Genomic DNA, 24,390 nt, shown 5'->3' on the forward strand with positions numbered 1-24,390 from the left:
TCAGCTCATTGAATTATTGAAGAATATTTTTCCATTGATTGGATACCAATTCTGGCGAATAGTTCCTCAATAACATCTCGTGCTTGATTGTGCCGATGTTGTTTCGTTCGGATACAATCAATTTTATTGCGTCATCTAATGAGTTGATGATGTTCTCTTTAGGCCATATTTGAGAAGCACCGTTCCAGTTCCAAATAACTGGAACTGCGCCGCTAAGCATTCCCTCGCCTACTGCCATATGGAAGGATTCCGCATCAGACGGGGAAAGTACATATCCAACCATCGTCAGCCAGTCATTCACATTATCTCCAGGAGGATCAAAAATGACTTTATGTCTGAGTTTTGCGTTGCTGTTAATTTTTTGGAATAGGGCAGAGTAATAGTTACGCTCTTCGTTGCGCTTCAAAAGCCACCCATAATCAAGAGGATGCTTTCCTTTGATGCGGAGGCAATAGCGTGAATCCTGCTCTAGAAGGACTTCCAGAAGGTCGATTGCTCGGTCCAATCTTTTGCTCTTTGGCGCTACACCGATCATGCCAAGCGTAAATGCTGCATCACCTGTTTTTTTCTTGGCGGTAAACTTAGAGTCATCCAAAATATTTGGGATAACACTGGTTTTCTCAATTGGAAATCCTTTGAGGGCACTTAGTCCAATAGTGCGAATGCTCTCGCTTACGAAAGCAATATGGTCAATGTTTTTCCAGTTAGCTTCTGCTACATATGGAAGCTTCGATTCTTGAGCATGGAATCGCGCTACTAGCTTTTGATGTGGAAGTTTGTTGTTTGAGAACCACTTCAAATTCCCAAGACACCACTCACAGAATATGATATCTACGTCTTTAAGTAATTTCAGACTGGCCTGTTTGTCATGAAGATCGTGACCCTTCCACTGGTCCACGGTAAATTCAAAAGATCCAGACTCTTGGAGCTTTTGCTGCAAGGTGCCAAAAAATTTCAGGTCGTGTCCGGCTACCAAAACTTTGAGCTTCTTTGTGCTGGGTGGCTTGTCGGCGATAATCGCTTGGCTGGTCATTAGCCACTCATGAATCATTTTCACCCGGGCCGAGAATGTATGCCGGCTTGCTAGTGATTGAAGACGTTCAGCAGCCAGCTGCGATTTCTCGTCATCCAGCAACGCGACCTCCAGCGCCGATTCGAACTCTTCGATGCTGTTGGCAAATAGAGGATAGTCTTTACCGAGCAGTTGCTCGTGCAAAGAATTTCGGTTCAGAATGGCGGCACAACCAGCGGCGCCATATTCAAGAATCTTCGTAGAGTACTCTACGGTGTCGTTCATGCTTTCATCGCGCCATGAAAGCCCGACCTTCGCTAGCTTTAACTCATCAAATACACCTTCGCGACTTTTGGCGCCAAGCCAGTTAAGGGCCGCAGTGTTTTCCAGTGCATGTTTCATTCGTGCACTATATTCCTTCGCCTTGGCGTCGTTATGGATTTTATCTCCAATAACAATAAATTGGCTGCCGTTGACGAGGTTGTGAACTTTTGGCCAGCTTTCAGCCATTTCCAGTGTTTTCCACTGGCTTTTGAATTTTCCCGCGTATATCGCAATACGATTTCGCTCGGAAAGCGGCTTCGATGGCACTTTAAAGTCATTGATGACAGGCGTGTAGATATCAATCTTGCTGTCATCAAGACCAGGGGCAAGCGCTTTCCATAAGGCCGCAAAACCCTGAGTTTGACAAAGTACCTTAGCGCAGCCCGCCGCAATTTTGCGCATGAGGTCACGCTGCTCGGACGAGTAATGCTCAACATCCTGCGGGATATCGGTCAAATAAACCCATGTTCGACTGAAAATCTCGGGGTGCTTCAGAAGGTTAGTTGCGATTTCAAGGCCGCGTACCAAGCAAACGTCATATTTTTCCTCAAGTGAGAGCTTTACAGCAAGCTCCGCCATTTGAGTGAGGTCAAGGCGCCGCTTAGACGAACCCTTCCAATAACGCGAGTGCGTGCCATCGATAATGTTAACGTTTGGGTGATCAATTAAGGGTTGAAAAAGCTCGTGTCGCTCTGGTTTGCTCTTTGCTACAAAGTCTACGACGGCGCATTGGGTGCTCGCTAGCGCCAGAGTAATGGTTTGAGCCCAGATTGAAGAGCCGTCAATGAAGTTCAAGTCGGGGGCGGCGCAGACAAGTACACGCTTGTTAATGGTCATCATTTAAACCCCGATACCTTCTGATTACTCATGGCTCTGTAAAACTCTCTGCTGTCGGCACAATATAGCTGTGGTGCAGTGATTAGCGTGCCTGCTTCGGCAAAACGCCAGCTTTCCAAGAAAGCCTTAGGGTCCCAAAGTGCACCGTCCAATTGGGCTTCATGATTGAAATCAAATGTGTCCCGATTGAGCGACTTGGCCCAGCCTTTAGCATCTGGCTGATAGCTCATCGCATTTGCCAGGTCGCGCAGGTAATAACGTCCATAGCCAGCCAGCGGGTTCAACCAGCCAAGAGCGCTGTATTCCAGTGCTTTTTTCTCGAACGAAGCGCTAGCGAAATATCCTGGTGGAACCAGTTCTACTCCGTTTGGTCTTGGTAATCCGAGGAGGTCCGGTCCGCCATGACACTCAATAATCATCGAGAATTCACGATAAATTTGCTGGTCACACAGTTTTACCAAGCTGTGTACATCAATCTCATCGTAAGCTTTCGCAACCAACAAAATATTGGGGTTGACGTTGCTCACGGGCGGCATGCCAACGCTCGTGAATACTTGGTTGATTCGGTGTGCATAGGTATGATTGCTGAATACTTCTCTGATACCAAGCAAGCTACGTCTGCGCCATTCTTTGTCATCTGTCAGCAGTGTATGGATAGCTTCTTCAGCTTCCTGCTCACTGCTCACCATCCATACAGCGTCCGACTCGAAGAGTTCCTCAATACCTTTAGCGTAGGTGCTGACTACAGGAGTACCGCACGCCATGAGCTCGAATACCCTACGTGAAAACATCGTAGGCGAATCAGTTACGGAGTTTACATTGAGGAACAGCCGATACCTGCTGTACTCGGCACAAAGCTCTTTGTACGGAAGGCTGCCTTTGATGCCGGCCTGATATTCTTCGGGGAATGAAAAAAGTCCGGTTCCAAAGTTACGATCGTAGATGTCCAGGCCGTGTTTGTTGCCGGCTTGGAGCAACCAGCGCATTGCACGGCCACGTTTCGCATGTCGATTGCCATACCAGCTACCTGCAAAACAGGCACGCTGAAGACGTCCTTCCAGAGGAGCAGGCTTGTGCAGTTTTGGCTGCGCAGCGAAGGGAAGGGCATGAACATTCGAATTGCCCGTTTTCTTGCGATACGAAGGGCGGGTATTAGCATCCGTACTGAAGATATGATCGGCTAATTTCGCGCTGCACATGAACTTGTCATGGTGAACGGGGTCTTCTTTATTCCAAAAGACCATGGGGATTCCACGTTCTCTAGCGTATTGGGACATTAACGCGATTTCTGGGCCAGGCTTGTTGGAGTATTCTGCAACTCGGAACTGCCAGCTACCCTGGTTACCTTTCCAAGCGCTCTCGATAAAGAACGCGGCCGGCTTGTACTTTTCAGCCAGGGCATACCAGTTATCTGGCCGTGGTTGAATCAGATTGACTTCTTGCTCGAAGCAGCCGGTTGTGAATTCATCCATGACACCGATTACATATGGTTTGCCGTTCTCTGGGTATTCTGGCCAGCCCAAGATGCTGATCGCCTGAACCTCAGCAGAAGGAGGGATCAGTTGAATCAGCTCCTCCTTGAGTTGCCGCGAGATTATTTCAATCTGATCAATATGAATGGCATCGTTAGGAGCTGCGTTGAACGTGCAGAATCCAATTTCAAGGTTGACGCCACCATCAGGTACTTTAAATTCGTGAAGCGTTACTACTTTACCAAGGGTGCAAGGCAGGTATTTATAATACGAGTTCAGCTTTGTCGAGCGTGCAAGCTTGCCGCCTAGCTCGATAATCTCTTCGCCATCAAGATCCAGCAGCTTAACCAGCAGCAGCGCTTTACGGTTGAGATCGGCAGTATTTTCATATGTCACTGCAACACGAACGGAAACGGTATCACCTGGTTTGACAGCGGCACTGTTCCACTGAGGGGAGGCAGTCAAGGTGATGCGATTGCTTTCAACTACTTCGACAGTTGGAAGTGGCTCATTCTTCTCCACTCCAATGCGAATGGCTACCTTTCGGTTTTTCACCAAAGACTCGTAGATACCTAGACTTTGCGCCATTTTCTTTAGCCATCGACGCCCCCATTTTTTCATGTGCCTTCCCCGTAAAACTTAGAACTGAAATATTGATAAGTGTTAACTGTTTTGAAATGTACCTGATTGCTTGGCGCTAATCAGGTTATTAAATTTTTATGTGCTCTATATAATCTTCCATGATAATTTGAGTCATGTTTCAGTATTCGCAAGCGTGTTCGTGCTCTCCGGTGCAGAATCATTTTTGCGTTTTGCAGGGAGGGTCTGGTATATGTCTTGAGCCATTTTTTGCTTGATGAACGACCTGGAGTATTCGGCGACAAAGTCTTTTCGACAAACGGGCTCCAAAATTAGTTTCTCAAGAGCCTCGATAGCACTTTCTATATTGCCGGGTGAGAAAACAGCAATATTGTTTATACGGTGGTTGGCGAATCGACGCGCATAGCCAGTCAGCCCGGCCCAGATAGGCTTACCTGTTGCTGCGTATTCGAAGAGCTTAGATGGCAGTACTTTTCGAAACGCCTTCAAGTCGTTCAGGTGTAGAAACAGTACATCTGCCGATTCGTAAGCCTTAAGTAATTTGTCGCGCTTCATTGGCGGGCTAATCAAAACGTTGGAAACACCATGCAACTGTAGTTCCCGAAACAGTCGATCTGAAGCCCCGCCCGCGCCAATCAAATGAAACTCAACGCGATCTTCTAATCGCTTAGCCAATTTAGGTATGATGATATGCAAGCCTTGACCGATACCGAGATTTCCGGCATAGACTATACGTAGCTTCGCCTTCTCATCAGTACTCATCGAACGAGGTTCCGAGGGCCTCATTCGCAAAAATAATTCGTCAACACCATTGGTGTACTGTGCAAACTCAAGCTCCGGATATCGCCGTGAAAAGTACGGTAGAAATCCTGGTGAAATCAGGTTTACACGACTTGCTTGGCGAATTGTCCAACGTTCGATTGGCGAAAAAATAGTCGCGGCTAACTTGCCAAGTCGATACGGGAACAGCTCGGGTAAAGTGTCAACAAAAATATCGCGAATATCGAGGTATAGGCTTGCTCGAACTCGTTTCGCTACTAAGGCTCCAAGTGAGGCAGTCATTAGTCTGGAAGAGGTAGCTACAACTAAATCATATTTTTGATGCTTCAACGATGAGAGGACCGCTTTGGCATACGCAGCGAATGCAATCGCTTGATCAATTATCCCGCTTTGATGGCTGGGAAGGTCGATTCTTCGGATGCTGAGAGATCCACTTTGCTCAAGTTTTGGTGCATCTTTTATATAATTATGATAGCGATTCGGGCGTGTCGTAATCACGTCGATCTGAGCATTGTCCCCAAGCTCATGCTGAAGCGACTTCACCAGTGCTTCTGCACGAAATGCTCCTGCGGAGAGGTCAGGCGTGTAATAGAAACTGAGAATCAGGATTCTAGGGCTCATGAGCGGACCCCAACGCTTCTACGAAGTAACTGGTTGTACAGTTCAACCAATTTATTTTCCTGTTCTTCCCAGTTAAGTTCCAATGCCGCACGATCCGAGTTGCCCGCCATGACTTTTCGCATGTCTGGGTTATCAACCAAGGTTTTCACTGCGGTTGCGAGTGCTTGGATATCCTTTCCGTTCAGAAGCAAACCGACCTCATGTTTCTCAACAACCTTTCTAATCTCAGGCAAGTTGGTCGCGACAATGGGAAGGCCGGCTATCAAATACTCAAACAGCTTGTTTGAGTCTGTAGTGAAGTGGTTGAAGCAAGTGTTTTCAATGGGCTGAACACCAATGTCTGCGGAAGCAGTGTATTCAGGCAGCTCAGCCAATTTGACAGTTGGAATGAAATGCACACGATCACTCACACCCAGCGACTGGCTTAGGTTGATCAGCGATTGTGTCAAGCGGCCGCCGCCGACGAAGACGAAGTAGGCGTTAGGAACAAGGGCTGCAGCATGCACAAGCTTGTGTAAGCCGCGGCCTTGCTGTAGGCCACCTTGATAGAGGACGATGGGCCATTGCTTTTCCAGGCCCAATTCATCACGAATTCGGTTAGTGCGGGAACTCGACAGGTAACGTGGTCGGTTCTGAAGAATCGTAGGGCGTGGAACACCATACGCTCTGGCGAAGAACTTGGAGCGAGCTTCAGTGGTTGTGATGACTCCCGCTGCACGGGGCATCAGATGCTTCTCGATAACGCCAACTACCCGCCGGATGCCTTTGTAGCCTTCTCGGCTGGTGCTTATTTCATGGGCGTCATAAACCAGCGCTGCACGGCTTGCAATGGCTGCTAGCCAACCCGTGGGCAGCGTATTCACATCGTGAGCATGTACCGCGTCAGGCCGATACTTAACGACATAGGCGAAGAACTTCAGATGCGCCCAGCCTCGTGCGCAAGCGCGGAGCAACAACATGAGTGCAGAAGTGCGAGATTCTCGTTGCGGGCCCGCCTTGGCAGCTGTCTCCAGCGGGCGCTGCTTTCTTGCCGGCCAGATCGAGAGCAGGTCAGGTCTTACGCGCAGTACTTGAATACCGTCAACCAAGGTTTCATATGGCTGGGTAACACCAGGTTTGTGCAGTGCGAACACCCGAACCTGGTAACCTGCTTTTTGAAGGGTCTGAGCCTCTTTGAGCACACGGGCATCATTCAGAAACTCATTCCATACGATCATGGCTATTTTTTTCATGATCGCGACACCTGCATCGATGTGGCAGAAACAATCCGCAATGAGGAACGGGATCTGCCACATTGCGTAAACACAGATGCTTGAACATTTTGACCAGCCACCACGGCTCGCCGGGTTAACCGGTAAAGCGTGAGGGCGGGATCAAAATGTTCCATCGGAGCAAAGACTTCAGTTTTGAGTAACGCCGGCAGCATCGATTACGAATGCAGCGTCACGAACGTTGAAGGTTTCTTTGAACTCACGATGCTTGACCAGCAGAACGTGAATATCTGCACTGTCCTGGGCGTAAACGAAATCAACGTGCTCGTGGCGCGACAGGCGCTGCGGCAGGGCTTCGATGTTCGGCTCGACCAGTTGCAGTGTGGCTTCCAGCTCGTTGCCCAGGCGCTCGGCAATGCTCAGGGCCGGGCTTTCGCGCAGGTCATCGATGTCGGCCTTGAAGGCCAGGCCGTAGCAGGCGATTTTCACTTGATGGGCCGACTTGCCCGGGTTCTTGATCAGGAAGTTGGCCAGGGCCATCTTGACCTTGTCGATCACCCACTCAGGCTTGCTGTCGTTGACCACGCGGGCGGTGCGGATCAGGCGAGCCTGCTCAGGGGTCTGGCTGACGATGAACCATGGGTCCACGGCGATGCAGTGGCCGCCAACACCTGGGCCAGGCTGCAGAATGTTTACGCGTGGGTGGTGGTTGGCCAGGCGAATCAGCTCCCACACGTCGATGTTCAGCTTGTCGCAGATGATCGACAGTTCGTTGGCGAAGGCAATGTTCACGTCACGGAAGCTGTTTTCGGTCAGCTTGCACATTTCGGCAGTGCGGGCGTTGGTGACGATGCATTCGCCTTCGACGAAGGTGCGGTACAGGCGTACAGCCGCTTCGGAGCATTTCTTGGTCATACCGCCGATGATGCGGTCGTTTTCTACCAACTCGCGCAGCACGTGGCCTGGCAGTACGCGCTCGGGGCAGTGGGCGATGCGCACGTCGGAGTCTTCACCGTGGGTTTGCGGGAAGCTCAAGTCTGGGCGGGCCTGGGCCAGCCAGAAGGCCATCTGTTCGGTGGCGCCGACCGGGGAGGTGGACTCCAGGATCACCAGGTCACCCTTTTTCAGCACAGGCGCGATGGCCTTGCTGGCGGACTCGATGTAGCTCAGGTCCGGCTGGTGATCGTCCATGAACGGGGTCGGTACGGCGATCAGGAAGGCGTCGGCGGCTTCTGGAACAGTGGAGGCGCGCAGGTAACCTTCGGTCACGGCAGCGTGTACCACCATGTCCAGCTCGGGCTCGACGATGTGGATTTCGCCACGGTTGATGGTGTCGACTGCGTGCTGGTTAACATCGATACCGATAACGTGCTTCTTGCGGGCTGCGAAAACGGCGGCGGTTGGCAGGCCGATATAGCCCAGGCCTACGACGGAAATCTTGTTGAAGCTCATGCTGCGTCCTTGGAGTTAGAGAATGCGGAGAGTGCGTCGAGGATTCGCGCGCACGCTTTTCCATCGCCGTAAGGGTTGTGGGCGATGCTCATCTCGCGGTAGGTCGCGTCGTCGGTGAGCAGTTTCGCCAGATTTTCGGTAATCGATTCCACGTCGGTCCCCACCAGCTTGACGGTGCCGGCGGCCACGGCTTCTGGGCGCTCGGTGGTGTCACGCATGACCAGTACCGGCTTGCCCAGCGCTGGGGCTTCTTCCTGGATACCGCCGGAGTCGGTGAGGATCAGGTACGAGCGGGTCATCAGATAAACGAACGGCAGATAGTCCAGCGGCTCGATCAGGTGGATGTTGTTGACGTCGGCCAGCAGGCGGTTCACCGGTTCGCGCACGTTCGGGTTGAGGTGCACGGGGTAGACGATGTCCACGTCAGGGAATTGACGCGCGGTTTGCACCAGCGCCTGGCAGATGCGTTCGAAGCCATCACCGAAGTTCTCGCGGCGGTGGCCGGTGACCAGCACCATGCGGCGTTCTGGGTTCAGGAAGCTGAACTGGGCTTCGAACTGGTTTTTCAGTGCTGGGCTTTCCAGCTTGCGAACGACTTCCAGCAGTGCATCGATCACTGTGTTGCCGGTGGTGTAGATGGTCGCGGCATCGGTGCCTTCACGCAGCAGGTTGTCCTGCGAGGTGGAGGTGGGCGCGAAATGCAGCGCGGCCAAGGCACCGGTCAGGCGGCGATTGCCTTCTTCCGGCCATGGCGAATACAGGTTGCCGGTGCGCAGGCCCGCTTCCACGTGGGCGATCGGAATCTGCTGATAGTAAGCGGCCAGGCTGGTGGCCAGGGTTGTAGCGGTGTCGCCGTGCACCAGCACCACATCGGGCTTGAACTCGGCCAGCACAGGTTTCAGACCCTGCAGGATGGCAGTGGTCACGTCGGTCAGGTCCTGGCCGGGCTTCATGATGTTCAAGTCGTAGTCGGGCTTGATCTCGAACAGCTCCAGTACCTGGTCAAGCATCTGGCGGTGTTGGCCGGTGACGCAGACGCGCGACTCGAAACGGTCGTCCTGGGCAAGGTTGAGGGCCAGCGGTGCCATTTTGATGGCTTCTGGGCGGGTGCCAAATACGATGAGGGTCTTGAGGGACACGGCGACGGTCTTCTGTGTGTGAGTAAAGGCGGATGGAACAGGTGCTACGGGCAAGGATCTGGGGTGTTGCTCAGGTCGGCCGGGGGTGGCCTGCTGACGCCGCACGATGGAAATCGGGCAAGGTCAGTGGGGGAGGTGAAAAAAAATTCATTCTGCTCGGATCCTTCAAGCGAAGCGGTTGTCCTAAGTCCGCAAATTTATCATTTCGTCATCATTATGACATCCCATCTGGCACGTATTTTTCCGTGATCCGAGGAATTTTCCTATGGATTATCGATGGATTGGATCCTATTTGCGTATAAGTCATCAATAAAAACGATTGTTTGATGTTATTCAGACATCATGCCAACAAAGTCAATATCACTAACGTATACGACGAACGGGCGGGGGCCTTGTCCGGCAAGGCTTGTAGGAAAAGCAACGGCGTTTGGTCTGAATGAAGCCGAGGTTAAACGGGAATTTACCTGGCGGCGTTTTGCCATTGCCTCTTTTTCATGAAGTTAACTTGAAACATGGCGTAACGCCATCATTTTTGGATGGCCGAAGTTGGTTTTTTCAATGTCTGATCCCGTAACGATTAAACGGGCCTAGTTGTTGTTCGCAAAATGGCAGGGCCGCTAGGGTTAGTTGCGCAGCCGAAGGAAAGCGGCTGCTGAAAATCGACCAACCCAAGGAGTGTTCTTCCATGCGTAACAACGTTCTGTCGTACCTGCTGCTGCCACTGTTCGCCAGCCTGTCGTTCTCCCTTAGCGCAGCACCGGCCAGCGCCCCGTCGGCGCCCGAAGCGGTACCCGTGGTGGCTCAGGCGCAGGCCCAGCAAGCGCCTCGGCTGGACCTGAACAAGGCCGATGCGCTGACTTTGCAGAAGGAGTTGAACGGGATAGGAAAGGCCAAGGCCGAAGCCATCGTGGCCTACCGCGAGGCCCATGGGCCGTTTGCTTCGGTGGATGAACTGCTGGAGATCAAGGGGATAGGCAATGCCCTGCTGGAGCGGAATCGTGACAAGGTGATGGTGGAGTAAGGGACGGGCAGGCAGCCAGCTGGCTTGGGGCTGCTAATTGCTTTTTTGGGGCTGGTTTGCAGCCCATCGCGGCGCGAGGCCGCGCCCACAAGAGAGATGCAATCGCTTGTGGGTGCGGCTTTGTTTGGAAAAGGGGGGGGCGTTTATAAAAATAAAAAACGAGACAATACAATAGGTTAATTAAGGATGCTCCGATCAACTTGTCGTGCAGCCGCGGCAAGTTGCAATTTTCCAGGCACCTACAGCGTCATTGGACGAAAAGTGACCGAAAAATCATGTACGGAGAGCTTTTTCGACCGGTTCTCCGTGTTAAACGCGAACCTCACCCATACCCATGAGCTGTTTTCGAACCCTCCACAGGTTTGCCAGGGCGAACAGCGTGGTCAACTGAGCCGTGTTTTTCATCAGCCCACGAAAACGTACTTTCACGTAACCAAACTGCCGCTTGATCACGCGAAACGGATGCTCGACCTTGGCCCGTGTCTGAGCCTTGCAGAACTCGATCTTGCGCTTGGCTTTGTACAGTACGCTGCGCTGGTTCAGCTTGGAATAGGTGCTGCGACGCGCTGCAATCTGCCAGATCACCCCCCGATTTTCATGCTCTTCGCGCCTTTCGACACCGGTGTAACCGGCATCTGCATACACGGCGTTTTCTTCGCCATGCAGCAGTTCAGCCACCTGCGTGACATCGGCCACATTGGCAGCGGTGCCATGGACGTGATGCACCAGGCCGGACTCGACATCGGCACCGATGTGCGCCTTCATCCCGAAGAAATACTGACCGCCTTTCTTGGTCTGGTGCATCTCGGGATCACGCTTGCCTTCTTTATTTTTGGTCGAGCTGGGGGCATGAATAATGGTGGCATCGACGATGGTGCCTTGGCGCAGCGACAGGCCTTTTTCCTGCAGATAACCATTGATGACCGCAAGGATTGCCGGTGCGAGCTGATGCTTCTCCAGCAAGTGCCGGAAGTTCATGATCGTGGTGTCTTCGGGGATTGGCGCGCTCAGCGTCAGGCGTGCGAACTGGCGCATGGGCGTGATTTCGTAGAGCGCTTCTTCCATGGCCGGGTCGCTCAGGGAGAACCAGTTCTGCAACAGATGGATGCGCAGCATGGTTTCCAGAGGATAGGGTTTTCTACCGCCGCCGGCCTTGGGGTAGAACGGTTCGATCAGCTCCAGCAGGCCTGCCCAGGGCACCACCTGATCCATTTCGGCGAGGAAGCGCTCTCGGCGGGTTTGCTTGCGCTTGCCGGCGTACTCAAAGTCGGAAAAGCTCATCTGGCTCATGGGCGGCTCGGATCAGGTGTTGCGGGGATTCTCGCATAACTGAAGGCTTGTTCGGAGATTCCTTAAGTGTTTTGCCGAGCGTCAAAAAGTTGCCTGAAGCCACGGCGTCTCAAACCCATTGTTTAACCCTTTTAACGGTCCTGCGCGTCCTTGGCATCTGCCTCGGCATTGCGCTCATGCACCTTGCGCAGTTGGTCTTCGGTCAGTGGCAATTTTTTTGCCGTGTCGCGCAGCATCATCAACCCACCGACGATGGAGCCGAGGGCTATGATGAGGATCAGCCAGGCATACCAGGGCATTGTCGTTCTCCTATAGCGGCTAGTGGGCAGCGCTTGTACGAATTTTGAGCATTTGCCCGTTCCATTGGTTCAATTATAGAAGCCAGCCACTGCCGGGCCAATTCCGTGACCCGCGGGCCCCAAAGCTTGCGTCACTTCGTTTACAATGCGCGCCGTTTTCGACTTGCCAAGAGACCCTGCCATGTCCGCCTGCCAGACGCCCCTGATCGTCGCCCTGGATTTCCCTACCCGTGAGGCCGCCCTGAAGCTGGCTGACCAGCTTGACCCTGCGCTGTGCCGGGTAAAGGTTGGCAAGGAGCTGTTTACCAGCAGCGCTTCGGGCATTGTCGAAACCCTGTGCGACAAGGGCTTCGAAGTGTTCCTCGACCTGAAGTTCCACGACATCCCCAACACCACCGCCATGGCGGTAAAGGCCGCCGCCGAGATGGGTGTGTGGATGGTCAACGTGCATTGCTCCGGTGGCCTGCGCATGATGGCTGCCTGCCGCGAAGAGCTGGCCAAGCGCAGCGGCCCGCAGCCGTTGCTGATTGGCGTGACCGTGCTGACCAGCATGGAACGCGAAGACCTGGCTGGCATTGGCCTGGACGTCGACCCGCAGGAGCAGGTGCTGCGCCTGGCGGCACTGGCACAAAAGGCCGGCATGGACGGTTTGGTGTGCTCGGCGCTTGAGGCCCCCGCGCTGAAGGCGGCGCACCCGTCGCTGCAACTGGTGACCCCGGGCATTCGCCCGGCGGGTAGCGCGCAGGATGACCAGCGCCGTATCCTCACTCCGCGCCAGGCACTGGATGCGGGTTCGGATTACCTGGTGATCGGCCGGCCGATCAGCCAGGCAGCCGACCCAGCGCAAGCGCTGGCGGCAGTGGTGGCGGAGATTCGCGCGTAAGTAGCCTGCGATTGTGGAAGAAGGCCAGCACGAGCGTGCTGGCCTTTTTTGTTTCTGCAGGCTGTGTGTGCAGGTTTTTCACCCATCTTCGGTAGCTGGAATCAGATCACTGCGCGCACCGGCTTGAACAGCCTGAGCAAGTAGATCGGTACCAAAGTCAGCACGAAAACAGCCACTGCCAGCAACGGTATCAACCACGCCAGCGAATGCCCCTCGATCAGCGGGCCATAGAAGATGCTGGCCCTGTTCATGATGAACACGTGCAAGCAGTACAGCCCCAACGTACAACCCGACAGCTCGGCCAGCAGCTTACTGTGCTGTACAAGGTGCCCGCCCAGCGCAAGCAGCAGGCGAAAGGCGCAGATGGCGGCCAGCACCACCAACGGAGATACGTAGGAATAGAAAACCTGGTTGGGCTCGCCGTGCTGCATGGACACGGCATGCGTGGCGGCGGCGGTCAGGGCGCCGCTGGTGGCGAAGCCGGCAAGGTTTACCCAGGCGTTGCCCGGGCCGTGCAGCCGAATTTGTTCGTAAACATAGGCGCCCAGGAATGCATAGCCGGCAAACCCCATGAACGTAAACAGCTCATAGGTATGGACCACGTTGGCCAATGTAGGGTTGAACTGTGCGGCGGTGGGCAGCAGGCAACTGATCACTAGCCACAGGCCCAGGAACACTCGCTTCTCCTGTGCCCCGCAATGCTGGTAGACCTTGGCCATGTAGGGCATGAACAAATAAATGCCGATGATCGCGTACAGGTACCAGAGGTGGTAGTAGACAGGGCCGTGGAGCATGGCCACTGCCGCTTGCCACAAGCTGCCGTGCCCGGTGCCCAGGGTCGTGCGCCACAGCGCATAGAACACCGACCAGAACAGCAGCGGCGGCAGTATGCGCACAAAGCGCTTCTGGTAGAACGTGATTGCACCCTCTGTTCGGTTCAACAGCAGGGCGCCAGACAGCATCAGGAACAGGGGGACGCAAGACCTGACCAAGGAGTTGTAGATGTTGGAGGACATCCAGTTGTCATCCAGTTGCAGTGCCCCGGCTGATGCGATGTGAAGGATTATCACCATGAAGCAGGCGGCGATCCTGCAAAGGTCGAGTCCGGCATTCAAGCGTTGCTGCATTGGTTGCCCACCTTGTCGCTACCTTGCGCAATGGGTTCTTGTAGATGCCTGAATGTACGGTGGAAGGGGGAAACTGCAAGCGGTGAAAGTGCCACAACACGGGCTGAGGCCCGACTTCAATGGGGCGCCGCTCCTAAAGGAGGGGCGGCGCAGGCTTTTGAGGGTTAGACTTTCAGCACCAACTTGCCAAAGTTCTCCCCACTGAACAGCTTCAGCAACGTCTCGGGGAAGGTCTCCAACCCCTCCACCACATCTTCCTTGCTCTTCACCTGCCCACTGGCCAGCCACCCGGCAATCTCCAGCGCGGCCTTGCCGTAGTCCTTGCTGTAGTCCATCACCACAAACCCTTCCATACGCGCACGGTTCACCAGTAGCGCCAGGTAGTTGGCTGGCCCCTTCACCGCTTCCTTGTTGTTGTACTGGCTGATCGCGCCGCAAATCACGATGCGGGCCTTGAAGTTGATGCGCGTCAGCACGGCATCGAGGATCTCGCCGCCGACGTTGTCGAAGTACACGTCCACGCCTTTGGGGCATTCGCGCTTCAGGCCAGCCAGTACGTCTTCGGCTTTGTAGTCGATCACCCCGTCAAAGCCCAGCTCGTCCAGCAGGTACCGGCACTTCTCGGCGCCGCCGGCAATGCCGACCACGCGGCACCCTTTGACCTTGGCAATTTGCCCGACAATGCTGCCCACCGCACCGGCCGCGCCGGAGATGACCACGGTATCGCCGGCCTTGGGCTGGCCAACATCCAGCAGGGCGAAGTAGGCCGTCATGCCGGTCATGCCCAGCGCCGACAGGTAGCGGGGCAGGGGGGCCAGGTTGGGGTCGATCTTGTGCAGGCCCTGGGGCTCGCCGGTGAAATAGTCCTGCACCCCAAGCGCGCCGCTGACGTGGTCGCCTGGTTTGAATGCCGAGTGGTTGGAGGCGACCACTTCGCCCACACCCAGCGCACGCATTACCTGGCCCAGGGCCACGGGCGGGATGTAGGACTTGCCTTCGTTCATCCAGCCGCGCATGGCGGGGTCCAGCGACAGGTACAGGTTACGCACCAGCACCTGGCCTTCGCCGGGTTGTTCGACGGGCACGGTCTCGAAGCTGAAGTCGTCACGGCGCACGGCGCCGACCGGGCGTTTGGCAAGCAGGAAGCGGCGGTTGGTCTGGGTCATGGCGGGTCCTTGTGGGCAGTGGAGGGAGTGAGGTGTTCAATCTACCTTGTTGATTTAGGCAGGTCGTTAACATCACTGACAGGCATGGTAGCCCAACCGTTGGTGTGATGATGCTGCCCGGCCGAGCGGTGGCTGGCTATGCTCTGAACCCCACCTAACCCCCCACAGGAGCACGCGATGAGCATGACCTTTTCTGGCCAGGTAGCCCTGGTGACTGGCGCTGCCGCCGGTATTGGCCGGGCAACCGCCCTGGCTTTCGCCCGCGAGGGCCTGAAGGTGGTGGTGGCCGACCTTGACCCGGTCGGCGGCGAAGCCACTGTGGCGCTGATCCACGCGGCGGGTGGCGAAGCGCTGTTCATTGCCTGCGACGTTACCCGCGACACCGAGGTGCGCCAGCTGCACGAGCGCCTGATCGCCACCTGCGGTCGGCTGGACTATGCCTACAACAACGCTGGGGTCGAGATCGAGCAACACCGTCTGGCGGAAGGCAGCGAGGCAGAGTTCGATGCCATCATGGGTGTGAACGTGAAGGGCGTGTGGTTGTGCATGAAGTACCAGCTGCCTTTGCTGCTGGCCCAGGGCGGTGGGGTCATCGTCAACACGGCCTCGGTGGCGGGGCTGGGGGCGGCGCCGAAGATGAGCATCTACAGCGCCAGCAAGCATGCGGTGATTGGCCTGACCAAGTCGGCGGCCATCGAGTACGCCAAGAAGGGCATCCGCGTGAACGCCGTGTGCCCGGCGGTGATCGACACTGACATGTTCCGCCGTGCCTACGAGGCCGACCCGCGCAAGGCCGAGTTCGCCGCCGCCATGCACCCGGTGGGGCGCATTGGCAAGGTCGAGGAAATCGCCAGTGCGGTGCTGTACCTGTGTAGCGACGGTGCGGCGTTTACCACCGGGCATTGCCTGACGGTCGATGGTGGGGCTACGGCGATCTGAGCGGATAGCGCGTGGCCTTCTTCGCGGGCGCGCCCGCTCCCACAGGTACAGGGCTGCCCTGAGGTCGGATGCGCTTCGTGTGACAGCGGGCAAGCCCGCGAATACCAGCACCCAGGGCGACCTCTGGCAAGCTGATAACGACACGCTCATAGCTATTTGACACTATTCTGACGCCAGGCCCTTGTTCATCGGCTGGCAACGTTGCCACCCTTGGCCTTCGGATAACCTCGCAAGCAGAAGGGGAGTCGGCGATGGGCGCGAGCAAGCACGGTGTGCTGGCCAACTTGGGCATGGCCCGCAAACTCGGCCTGGGCTTTGCCCTGGTGCTGCTGTTGACGCTGGCGGTGGCGGCCATCGGCATCGCCGCGTTGCATGGCGTCGGCCAGCGCTTCGACAGCTTGCGTCAGCTGGCCCAGTTCAATACCGACCTGTTGCGCTTGCGCCAGCACGAGCAGGCGTTTGCCCTGCGCTCCGACCTGCAGCAGGCCGAGGCCTTGCGCAGCGGCCTGCAGGGCCTGGTCGAACGTGCCCGCGGCCTGCCGGCGCTGGCGGCGGCGCAAACCGATCTTGCTGCCTATGGCCAGGCATTCGAGGCCTTTGTCGAGGCCGTGCAGGCCAAGGAGCTGGCGCTGGACATGGCCAGTTGGTCGGTGTCCAGCGTGGCCAACAACCTCGATGTGCTGCAGGCCGGCCTGGCCGATGACGGTGTGTACACGCTCAAGCAGTCCCAGGGCCAGCAGGGTGGCGAGTTCCTTGAGCAAGCTGGGCAAGTGGCACAGGTGTCGCGGCTGATGCTGCAGGCCATGGACGAAGCGCGGGTGCGCCTGGAAAAAAGCCGTAAGGGCGAAGAGGGCGTGAGCCAGGAGCGAATTGCCCAGACGGTGGAGGCCGCCAGCCTGGTCAGCCAACTACAGGGTGCGGTTGGCGATGCCGGTTACCAGAGTGTGCTTGGCGAAGTGGCCGGGCACATTGGCAGCTTCTCGGAAAAACTCAACGAATACACCGACCAGTTGGCCCGCGAGCAGGGGCTAAAGGCGCAGTTGCAAACCAGTGCCGAGCAAGTGACCGGGCAAGTCGACCAGGCCTATCTGGGGCAGGAGCAGGCTCTGCAGGGCGAGCTGCAGCGTAATGCCGTTGCCATCGGCCTGGCCACGGTGCTGGCCTTGATCGTCGGTGTATTGGCGGCCTGGATGATTACCCGTGCGGTCGTCGGCCCTCTCCAGCATGTCATCGCCCGCGCCCAGCGTATCGCTGCGGGTGAGCTGGGCTTGGACGCCCAGGCGCCGCGCCGGGACGAGGTGGGGCAACTGATGCAGGCCATGCAGCAGATGGCGGCGGGGCTTTCGGGTATTGTCAGCGGCCTGCAGCAGGGCATCGAACAATTGGCTGGCAACGCCCAGGCGTTGTCGGCGGTGACCGAGCAGACCAATCGCGAGGTGGGCAGCCAGAAGGAAGAAACCGAGCAGGTCGCCACCGCCATGCAGCAGATGACCGCCACCGTGCACGATGTGGCACGCAATGCCGAAGAGGCGGCGCAAGCGGCCCAGGCAGCGGACGAGAAAGTCGACACCGGCCAGCAGGTGGTGCGCCAGAGCATGCAGCGCATCGAGCAGTTGGCGGCGGCGGCGGAAACCGCCAGCGCTGGCATCGACAGCCTCAGTGCCGAAATTCACACCATCGGCGACGTGCTGGAAGTGATCAAGAGCGTGGCCGAGCAAACCAACCTGTTGGCGCTCAATGCCGCCATCGAGGCAGCTCGCGCCGGTGAGCAAGGGCGTGGTTTTGCCGTGGTGGCCGATGAGGTGCGCGCGTTGGCGCGGCGTACCCGGCAATCCACCGAGCAGATCGAGACACTGGTCGCCAGCCTGCGCGGTAATGCCCAGCAATCGGTGGCGCAGATCCGTGGCAGTGCCGAGCTGGTGCGCCTGGCGGTGGCCGATGCGCTGCAGACGGAAAGTGCGCTGGGCAGCATTGCCGCGGCGGTGTCATTGATTCAGCAGATGAACCAGCAGATCGCCGCGGCGGCCGAGCAGCAGAGCTCGGTGGCGGAGGAGATAAGCCGTAGCGTCACGCAGATTCGCGGTAGTGCGGATCAGGCGGCGTTGGCGATGCGGGACAATGCCCGGTCGAGTGTGGAGCTGGCGCAGTTGGGGGCTGATTTGAAAGGGATGGTGGAGCATTTCAGGCTTTAGGTGCCAGGTGCCAGGTGCCAGGTGCCAGGTGCCAGGTTCAAAGTGCTTTGTGGGTTTTGAGATCGAGCGCCGCGCGGGCGGCGCTCAATCTCAACCCCAGCGCCTCTCTACCGTCATCCCCTGCGCGGATTCAGGATCATCAAGGTCAGCACCCCCGCCACAATCCCCCAGAATGCCGAGCCTATCGAGAACAGGGTCAACCCCGAAGCCGTGACCATGAAGGTAATCACCGCCGCCTCACGCTCGCGCGCCTCGCTCATGGCCACGGTCAGCCCGTTCATGATCGAACCAAACAGCGCCAGTGCGGCAATCGACAGCACCAGCTCCTTAGGCAATGCCGCAAACAATGCCGCCAAGGTCGCCCCGAACACCCCGGCAATGCCGTAGAAAATCCCGCACCACACCGCCGCGGTGTAGCGTTTACTCGGGTCTTCATGGGCATGCGGCCCGGTGCAGATCGCTGCGCTGATCGCCGCCAGGTTGACCCCATGCGAGCCGAATGGCGCCAGCAGCAGCGAGGCAAAGCCGGTGGCCGAAATCAGCGGCGAGGCGGGCACCTGGTAGCCGTCGGCACGCAGCACGGCCACGCCGGGCATGTTCTGCGAGGTCATGGCCACTACGAACAGTGGAATGCCGATACTGATGGTTGCCGCCAACGAGAAGCTGGGTGTGGTCCATACTGGTTTGGCCACTTCCAGGTGGAAGCCGCTGAAGTCCAGCAGGCCCAGCGCGCCGGACAATGCCGTGCCCACCAACAGCGCGGCCAGTACGCAGTAGCGTGGCGACAGGCGCTTGACCAGCAGGTAGCTGAAGAACATGCCCAGCACCAGCAACGTGCGGTGCTGGGCGGCGACGAAGATTTCGCTGCCGATCTTGAACAGGATGCCCGCCAGCAGTGCCGAGGCCAGCGAGGCCGGAATGCGTTTGACCAGGCGCTCGAAGCTGCCGGTCAGGCCACAGATGAGGACCAGTACGGCACAGGTGATATAGGCGCCAATGGCTTCGCCATAGCTGACCCCGCCCAGGCTGGTGATCAGCAAGGCAGCGCCTGGGGTGGACCAGGCCACGGTGACGGGGGTGCGATAGCGCAGCGATAGGCCGATGCTGCACACCGCCATGCCAATGGACAGCGCCCAGATCCATGACGAAATCTGCGCAGTGGTCAGCCCGGCCGCCTGGCCGGCCTGGAACATCAGTACCAGCGAACTGGTGTAGCCGGTGAGCATGGCAATGAAGCCTGCAACCACAGCCGACGGAGAGGTGTCTGCCAGGGGCCGCAGGCGTGCGGAGGTGGCATCGGTCATGAACAAAATCCTTGTAAAGGTGTAAGCAGTTTTTTCAGACTACAGCGCGCAAGGTTGATCCTTGCCATACAGCGGCCATTGCATTTAGCCGTACAGTCACCAACTATTGGGCGCAATTGCAAAACTGCTTGGCAGTGGAGGGGCGATGTACAAGGTCTATGGCGACTACCAGTCGGGCAACTGCTACAAGGTCAAGCTGATGTTGAGCTTGCTGGGTCGGCCGTATGAATGGCACCCGGTGGACATCCTCAAGGGCGAGACCGAAACGCCCGAGTTTTTGGCGATGAACCCCAACGGCAAGGTGCCGGTACTGGAGCTGGAGGACGGCAGCTACCTGTGGGAGTCCAACGCCATTCTCAACTTCCTGGCCGATGGCAGCGAGTTCCTGCCCAGCGAGCCGCGCCTGCGCACGCAGGTGTTGCAGTGGCAGTTCTTCGAGCAGTACAGCCATGAGCCGTACATCGCCGTGGCGCGGTTCATCCAGTTTTACCTGGGGCTGCCGGACGAGCGCCTGGAGGAGTACCGCAAGCTGCACAAGGGCGGCTACAAGGCGCTGAAGGTGATGGAGCGGCAGCTGCAGATGACGCCGTACCTGGTGGGTGAGCAATACTCGATTGCCGATGTGGCGTTGTATGCCTACACCCATGTGGCGCAGCAGGGCGGTTTCGACCTGGCCGATTACCCGGCGGTAAGGGCCTGGCTGGAGCGGGTCAGCAGCCACCCACGGCATGTGCCGATGGTGGGATGATCTTCAGCTTGTATCGGCCTCTTCGCGGGTTTGCCCGCGAAGAGGCCGATACACGAAAGCTACGACCTGTCAGACCGAAGCAAACCGCTCATCCAGGTAGGCAATGATGGCCTTGGACTCGTACATCCAGGTCACCTTGCCGGCTTCTTCAATGCGCAGGCAAGGCACTTTCACCCGGCCGCCACCTTCCTGCAGGGCCTGGCGGTGCACCGGGTCGTTCTTGGCGTCGCACAGCGCTACCGGTACGTTCAGGCGATGCAGGGTGCGGCGGGTCTTGACGCAGAACGGGCAGGCATGGAACTGGTACAGCGCCAGGCCCTTGGCCGCTTGCTCGACGCGGGCCTGGGCGGCGGCGTCACGCTTGCGCTTGGCCGGGCGGCTGATCCAGTCACCGAAGACGATAAGCTGGCCGAGGCCAACCCGCAGGGCTTTGACGATCATGGGCAACTCCTGAAATGCAAAAGCCGACCCGCAGGGGTCGGCTCGGGGTCAGCAGCCAATCACTTGATCAGGCTGAGGAACTCGCTGCGGGTGGCGGCGTTTTCGCGGAATTCACCCAGCATCACCGAGGTGATCATGGTCGAATTCTGCTTCTCGACACCGCGCATCATCATGCACATGTGCTTGGCTTCGACCACGACGGCCACACCGGCGGCACCGGTAACCTGCTGCACGGCTTCGGCGATCTGGCGGCTGAGGTTTTCCTGGATCTGCAGGCGGCGGGCGTACATGTCGACGATGCGCGCCACCTTCGACAGGCCAAGGACCTTGCCCTTGGGCAGGTAGGCCACGTGTGCCTTGCCGATGAACGGCAGCATGTGGTGTTCGCACATCGAATACAGCTCGATGTCCCGGACCAGCACCATTTCGCTGTTATCAGAGCTGAACAGCGCGTTGTTGGTGACCTCTTCCAGTGTTTGCTCATAACCGCGGCAAAGGTACTTCATCGCCTTTGCAGCCCGCTTGGGCGTGTCGAGCAGGCCCTCACGGGAGACGTCCTCGCCAATCTGGCTGAGGATCTCGGTGTAGTTCTGTTCCAGGGACATGGATCTACCTGTGGGAAAAAATCGCAAAAACGAAGGGTACGGCGGTGAGGGCGGCGCTGCAAGCGCGGCGTTACTCGTCGCGGCCTTCGAGCATGGTTCGCTTGAGCATCACATACACCGCGCCAGTGCCGCCATGGCGGGCGCTGCAGGAGGCAAAACCGAGCACCTGCGGGTGCTGGCGCAGCCAGGTGTTGACGTGGCTTTTGATCATCGGGCGCTTGCCATCCAGGCGTGCGGCCTTGCCGTGGGTCACCCGCACGCAGCGCACTTCCAGTTTGGTGGCTTCGGCGATGAAGTCCCACAGGGTTTCGCGGGCCTTTTCCACGGTCATGCCGTGCAGGTCGAGGCTGCCCTCGAACGGGATCTGCCCCAGCTTGAGCTTGCGCAGCTGGCCTTCCTGCACGCCGTCGCGGCGCCACATCAGTTCGTCTTCGGCGCCTACGTCGATGACGAACAGGTCGGACATGCCGTCGATGACCAGGGCCTTGTCACTGCGCACGGTCGCCGCCTGGCGCAGGCCAGCCAGTTTCTGGCGGTCGGCCTTGGGCTTGCCGACTTCGGCGCGGTCGTGGCGGATTTGCTTTACGCCACGCACTTCGGCCTTGAACAGGGAAAAATCGTCGTCTTGCATGATGCCTCCACGTAGGCGGCGTAGTTTACGCGACTGTGGGGCCCTGTGCAGCCATGTCGGGTCTGATTGGCCGCTCCCACAAGGGGCGCGACCGCAGCATAGCTGTCAGTCGTGTTTTTTCATCAGGTGCGGCGACAGGTTCAATTCCCGCCCGCGGCGCAAACGGATACGGCTGCGCCGCCAGAAGCGCACGCCCAGCCATAGCAGCAGCAACCCAGCCCCGGTAAGGATGCTGGACAGCGGTTTGTTGGCATTGAGTTCCTGCAGGGCGGGGTAGTTGCCCAGCAGGCCGGCAAAGCCGGCCATGGCCAGCAGCACGCCCAGGGTCGCCAGCAGCGCCGACAGGCCGGCCGCCAGGCGGGCGCCCCAGTTACGCGGCTCGCGCGTGCGCAGGCGCTTGGCGTCGAAACTGCCTTTAAGCTTCATTCCGCTCTCCTCTGTGGATATCCGGAATTCGACCTGCTGCCGCCCATCGGGTTCCGCCCGGCTGCCGGGCGGTCTTGCCAGTGGTTCAGATCAGGCTGGCGGTGGGTGCCACGCAAGCGAAGTTGTCGGCCATCACGGCCATTTCGCACTGGTGAATCTGTGCGGCCGGGATCACCCCGTCCTTGAAGGCCAGGTCGCGGGTGGCCGAGGCGTCTTCCACCAGGGTGCACCGGTAACCATAGTCCTTGGCGCGGCGAACGGTAGTGCTGACGCTGGAGTGGCTCATGAAACCACAGACGATCAGGTCCAGGTGGCCCAGCGCCTGCAGCGTTTCGTGCAGTTGGGTGTTCTTGAATGCGTTGGGCATGCGTTTTTCGATGACGATTTCGCCTTCCAGTGGCTCGAGCCCCGGAATGAACTGGCCGGCCGGCCCCTGTGGATCGAAGCGGCCACCGACAGTGCCCAGGTGGCGAACATGGATGATCGGACGGCCGCTTTTACGCGCGGCGTCGAGCAACCTGGCGATGTTGGCCACGGCCTCGTCCATGCCCGACAGCTGCAGGGGACCGCTGAGGTACTCCTTTTGCGCATCGATGATGATCAGGCTGGCGTGGCTCAGCTTGGCCGGCGGGTAGTCGCGGCCAGTGAGGCGGAACATCGTGGTTGGAACGGACATCAAGGGCTCCTTGGAAGGGCTTTTGTATACCTATTGTCCCCTGCCTTGACGCCAATGGGAATGGTTGACAACGCAAGCGGCATGGTTACTGGCCTGTGGCTAGCCTTTGGGCAAGGCAAACGAACAAATGTGCGGGTGGGACTGTTAGACTTTTGTCCGGTCTGAAATAGGAGTACCCCGTGATCACATCCCGTCTGCGCACGTTGCGCGACTACATCCGCTGGGCGGTGAGCCGCTTCCACGAGCACGACCTGTTCTTCGGCCACGGTGCCGACAACGCCTGGGACGAGGCCCGCCTGCTGGTGCTCGGTGCGGTGCACCTGCCATGGGAGGTGGCCGACAGCTACCTGGATTGCATGCTCGAGGACGACGAGCGGGTACGCCTGCAGCACCTGCTCAAACGCCGTATCGAAGAACGCGTGCCGGCCGCCTACCTGCTGGGCGAGGCCTGGTTCTGCGGCATGTCGTTCATCGTCGACGAGCGGGTGCTGGTGCCGCGTTCGCCGATTGGCGAGCTGATCGAAAAACGTTTCGAGCCGTGGCTGGCCAGCGAGCCGGCACGCATTCTCGACCTGTGCACGGGCTCGGGCTGCATCGGCATCGTCGCCGCGGAGGTGTTCCCCGAGGCCGAGGTGGTGCTGGCCGACTTGTCGTTCCAGGCCCTTGAAGTGGCCAACCAGAATATCGAGCGCCATGGCCTGGACACCCGCGTGTATACCGTGCAGGGCGATGGCTTTGGCGGTTTGCCGGGGCAGCGTTTCGACCTGATCCTGTCCAACCCGCCGTATGTCGATGCCGAAGACTTCGACGACATGCCGGCCGAGTACCACCACGAGCCCGAGCTGGGCCTGGCCTGCGGCAACGACGGCCTGGACCTGGTACGGCGGATGCTGGCCGAAGCGGCCGACCACCTGACCGACAAAGGTTTGCTGATTGTCGAAGTGGGCAACAGCCAGGTGCATGTCGAGGCGTTGTACCCTGAAGTGGACTTTGCCTGGCTGGAGTTCGAGCGCGGCGGGCATGGGGTGTTCATGCTGACGGCTGAGCAGTGCCGCCAGCATCAGGAATTGTTCAAGGCCCGGGTCTGACCCATTTGGGGCTGCTTTGCAGCCCATCGCGACACAAGGCCGCTCCTACAGGCAGACGCGTTTCCCCCAAGGTTACGCTGCCCCTGTAGGAGCGGCCTTGTGTCGC

Annotated in this window: 22 protein-coding genes and 1 pseudogene; 7 read left to right on the forward strand and 16 right to left on the reverse strand. The window is 57.8% G+C overall.

Going from position 1 to position 24,390, the window contains the following annotated elements; genetic code table 11:
- Positions 1-13: 13 nt before the first annotated feature.
- From ACNQP3_RS06860 to wecB, 6 genes are all read right to left on the reverse strand, one after another.
- Positions 14-2,176: a glycosyltransferase family protein gene (locus ACNQP3_RS06860; RefSeq protein ID WP_231118575.1), complete on the reverse strand. Its 2,163-nt coding sequence runs from the start codon at positions 2,174-2,176 to the stop codon at positions 14-16.
- Positions 2,173-4,266 (reverse strand): CgeB family protein, encoded by a 2,094-nt coding sequence (locus tag ACNQP3_RS06865; protein ID WP_081336895.1) that lies wholly within the window; start codon positions 4,264-4,266, stop codon positions 2,173-2,175. Before ACNQP3_RS06865 ends, ACNQP3_RS06860 begins: the two co-directional genes overlap by 4 nt.
- 132 nt (positions 4,267-4,398) lie before the next feature.
- Positions 4,399-5,646: a glycosyltransferase family 4 protein gene (locus tag ACNQP3_RS06870; RefSeq protein ID WP_071892069.1), complete on the reverse strand. Its 1,248-nt coding sequence runs from the start codon at positions 5,644-5,646 to the stop codon at positions 4,399-4,401.
- Positions 5,643-6,878: a glycosyltransferase family 4 protein gene (locus tag ACNQP3_RS06875; RefSeq protein WP_071984770.1), complete on the reverse strand. Its 1,236-nt coding sequence runs from the start codon at positions 6,876-6,878 to the stop codon at positions 5,643-5,645. Before ACNQP3_RS06875 ends, ACNQP3_RS06870 begins: the two co-directional genes overlap by 4 nt.
- 168 nt (positions 6,879-7,046) lie before the next feature.
- The gene (wecC, locus tag ACNQP3_RS06880; RefSeq protein ID WP_069942123.1) at positions 7,047-8,309 is read right to left on the reverse strand and encodes a UDP-N-acetyl-D-mannosamine dehydrogenase; all 1,263 of its coding nucleotides are present in this window, start codon (positions 8,307-8,309) and stop codon (positions 7,047-7,049) included.
- Positions 8,306-9,448, reverse strand: coding sequence for a non-hydrolyzing UDP-N-acetylglucosamine 2-epimerase (wecB, locus tag ACNQP3_RS06885; RefSeq protein ID WP_069942122.1), 1,143 nt, complete (start codon positions 9,446-9,448; stop codon positions 8,306-8,308). Before wecB ends, wecC begins: the two co-directional genes overlap by 4 nt.
- Before the next feature lie 685 nt (positions 9,449-10,133).
- Between wecB and ACNQP3_RS06890 the strand changes: the two genes are divergently transcribed.
- Positions 10,134-10,469, forward strand: a complete 336-nt coding sequence (locus tag ACNQP3_RS06890; protein WP_012271068.1) for a ComEA family DNA-binding protein — start codon at positions 10,134-10,136, stop codon at positions 10,467-10,469.
- 309 nt (positions 10,470-10,778) lie between these two features.
- Here ACNQP3_RS06890 and ACNQP3_RS06895 read toward each other — a convergent pair whose 3' ends face one another.
- Both ACNQP3_RS06895 and ACNQP3_RS06900 read right to left on the reverse strand, forming a co-directional pair.
- The gene (locus ACNQP3_RS06895; protein ID WP_014003920.1) at positions 10,779-11,759 is read right to left on the reverse strand and encodes an IS5-like element ISPa41 family transposase; all 981 of its coding nucleotides are present in this window, start codon (positions 11,757-11,759) and stop codon (positions 10,779-10,781) included.
- Between the two features lie 131 nt (positions 11,760-11,890).
- Entirely contained in the window at positions 11,891-12,058 is a 168-nt protein-coding gene (locus tag ACNQP3_RS06900; protein ID WP_012271069.1) for a DUF2897 family protein, read from the reverse strand.
- A gap of 181 nt (positions 12,059-12,239) precedes the next feature.
- Here ACNQP3_RS06900 and pyrF point away from each other — a divergent pair, with 181 nt between their 5' ends.
- Positions 12,240-12,941, forward strand: coding sequence for an orotidine-5'-phosphate decarboxylase (gene pyrF / locus ACNQP3_RS06905; protein WP_060492565.1), 702 nt, complete (start codon positions 12,240-12,242; stop codon positions 12,939-12,941).
- Between the two features lie 101 nt (positions 12,942-13,042).
- On the opposite strand, the gene ACNQP3_RS06910 is transcribed toward pyrF, so the two are convergent.
- Both ACNQP3_RS06910 and ACNQP3_RS06915 read right to left on the reverse strand, forming a co-directional pair.
- Positions 13,043-14,068, reverse strand: coding sequence for an acyltransferase (locus ACNQP3_RS06910; protein ID WP_060514313.1), 1,026 nt, complete (start codon positions 14,066-14,068; stop codon positions 13,043-13,045).
- 164 nt (positions 14,069-14,232) lie between these two features.
- On the reverse strand, positions 14,233-15,234 hold the full coding sequence (locus tag ACNQP3_RS06915; RefSeq protein ID WP_060492563.1) for an NADP-dependent oxidoreductase: 1,002 nt from the start codon (positions 15,232-15,234) through the stop codon (positions 14,233-14,235).
- 177 nt (positions 15,235-15,411) lie between these two features.
- Here ACNQP3_RS06915 and ACNQP3_RS06920 point away from each other — a divergent pair, with 177 nt between their 5' ends.
- The 3 genes and pseudogenes from ACNQP3_RS06920 (at position 15,412) to ACNQP3_RS06930 (ending at position 18,365) form a co-directional block, all read left to right on the forward strand.
- Positions 15,412-16,173, forward strand: a complete 762-nt coding sequence (locus ACNQP3_RS06920) for an SDR family oxidoreductase (protein WP_264316881.1) — start codon at positions 15,412-15,414, stop codon at positions 16,171-16,173.
- A 1,190-nt stretch (positions 16,174-17,363) separates the two neighbouring features.
- A pseudogene (locus ACNQP3_RS06925) lies at positions 17,364-17,456 on the forward strand (hypothetical protein); the annotation flags it as partial.
- Between the two features lie 204 nt (positions 17,457-17,660).
- A complete protein-coding gene (locus ACNQP3_RS06930) occupies positions 17,661-18,365 on the forward strand; it encodes a methyl-accepting chemotaxis protein (RefSeq protein ID WP_413470055.1) in 705 nt (234 codons plus the stop codon).
- Positions 18,366-18,478: 113 nt separating this feature from the next.
- Here ACNQP3_RS06930 and ACNQP3_RS06935 read toward each other — a convergent pair whose 3' ends face one another.
- Positions 18,479-19,669: a benzoate/H(+) symporter BenE family transporter gene (locus ACNQP3_RS06935; protein ID WP_012271074.1), complete on the reverse strand. Its 1,191-nt coding sequence runs from the start codon at positions 19,667-19,669 to the stop codon at positions 18,479-18,481.
- A gap of 145 nt (positions 19,670-19,814) precedes the next feature.
- On the opposite strand from ACNQP3_RS06935, the gene ACNQP3_RS06940 reads away from it, so the two are divergent.
- Positions 19,815-20,417, forward strand: coding sequence for a glutathione S-transferase family protein (locus ACNQP3_RS06940; protein WP_012271075.1), 603 nt, complete (start codon positions 19,815-19,817; stop codon positions 20,415-20,417).
- 69 nt (positions 20,418-20,486) lie between these two features.
- On the opposite strand, the gene ACNQP3_RS06945 is transcribed toward ACNQP3_RS06940, so the two are convergent.
- The 5 genes from ACNQP3_RS06945 to ACNQP3_RS06965 all read right to left on the reverse strand — a co-directional run bounded on the left by ACNQP3_RS06945 (position 20,487) and on the right by ACNQP3_RS06965 (position 23,196).
- Positions 20,487-20,858, reverse strand: a complete 372-nt coding sequence (locus ACNQP3_RS06945) for a glutaredoxin family protein (protein ID WP_264316883.1) — start codon at positions 20,856-20,858, stop codon at positions 20,487-20,489.
- 59 nt (positions 20,859-20,917) lie between these two features.
- Entirely contained in the window at positions 20,918-21,463 is a 546-nt protein-coding gene (folE, locus tag ACNQP3_RS06950) for a GTP cyclohydrolase I FolE (RefSeq protein ID WP_012271077.1), read from the reverse strand.
- Positions 21,464-21,533: 70 nt separating this feature from the next.
- Positions 21,534-22,094: a Smr/MutS family protein gene (locus tag ACNQP3_RS06955; RefSeq protein ID WP_012271078.1), complete on the reverse strand. Its 561-nt coding sequence runs from the start codon at positions 22,092-22,094 to the stop codon at positions 21,534-21,536.
- 105 nt (positions 22,095-22,199) lie between these two features.
- Positions 22,200-22,520, reverse strand: a complete 321-nt coding sequence (locus tag ACNQP3_RS06960) for a hypothetical protein (RefSeq protein ID WP_012271079.1) — start codon at positions 22,518-22,520, stop codon at positions 22,200-22,202.
- A gap of 85 nt (positions 22,521-22,605) precedes the next feature.
- Positions 22,606-23,196: a cysteine hydrolase family protein gene (locus tag ACNQP3_RS06965; RefSeq protein WP_012271080.1), complete on the reverse strand. Its 591-nt coding sequence runs from the start codon at positions 23,194-23,196 to the stop codon at positions 22,606-22,608.
- Between the two features lie 179 nt (positions 23,197-23,375).
- Between ACNQP3_RS06965 and prmB the strand changes: the two genes are divergently transcribed.
- Entirely contained in the window at positions 23,376-24,284 is a 909-nt protein-coding gene (gene prmB / locus ACNQP3_RS06970) for a 50S ribosomal protein L3 N(5)-glutamine methyltransferase (RefSeq protein WP_012271081.1), read from the forward strand.
- The last annotated feature ends 106 nt before the right edge of the window (positions 24,285-24,390 follow it).

It is taken from the genome of Pseudomonas sp. LFS074, assembly GCF_047978165.1.
GTDB classification, from domain to species: Bacteria; Pseudomonadota; Gammaproteobacteria; order Pseudomonadales; family Pseudomonadaceae; genus Aquipseudomonas; species Aquipseudomonas putida_P.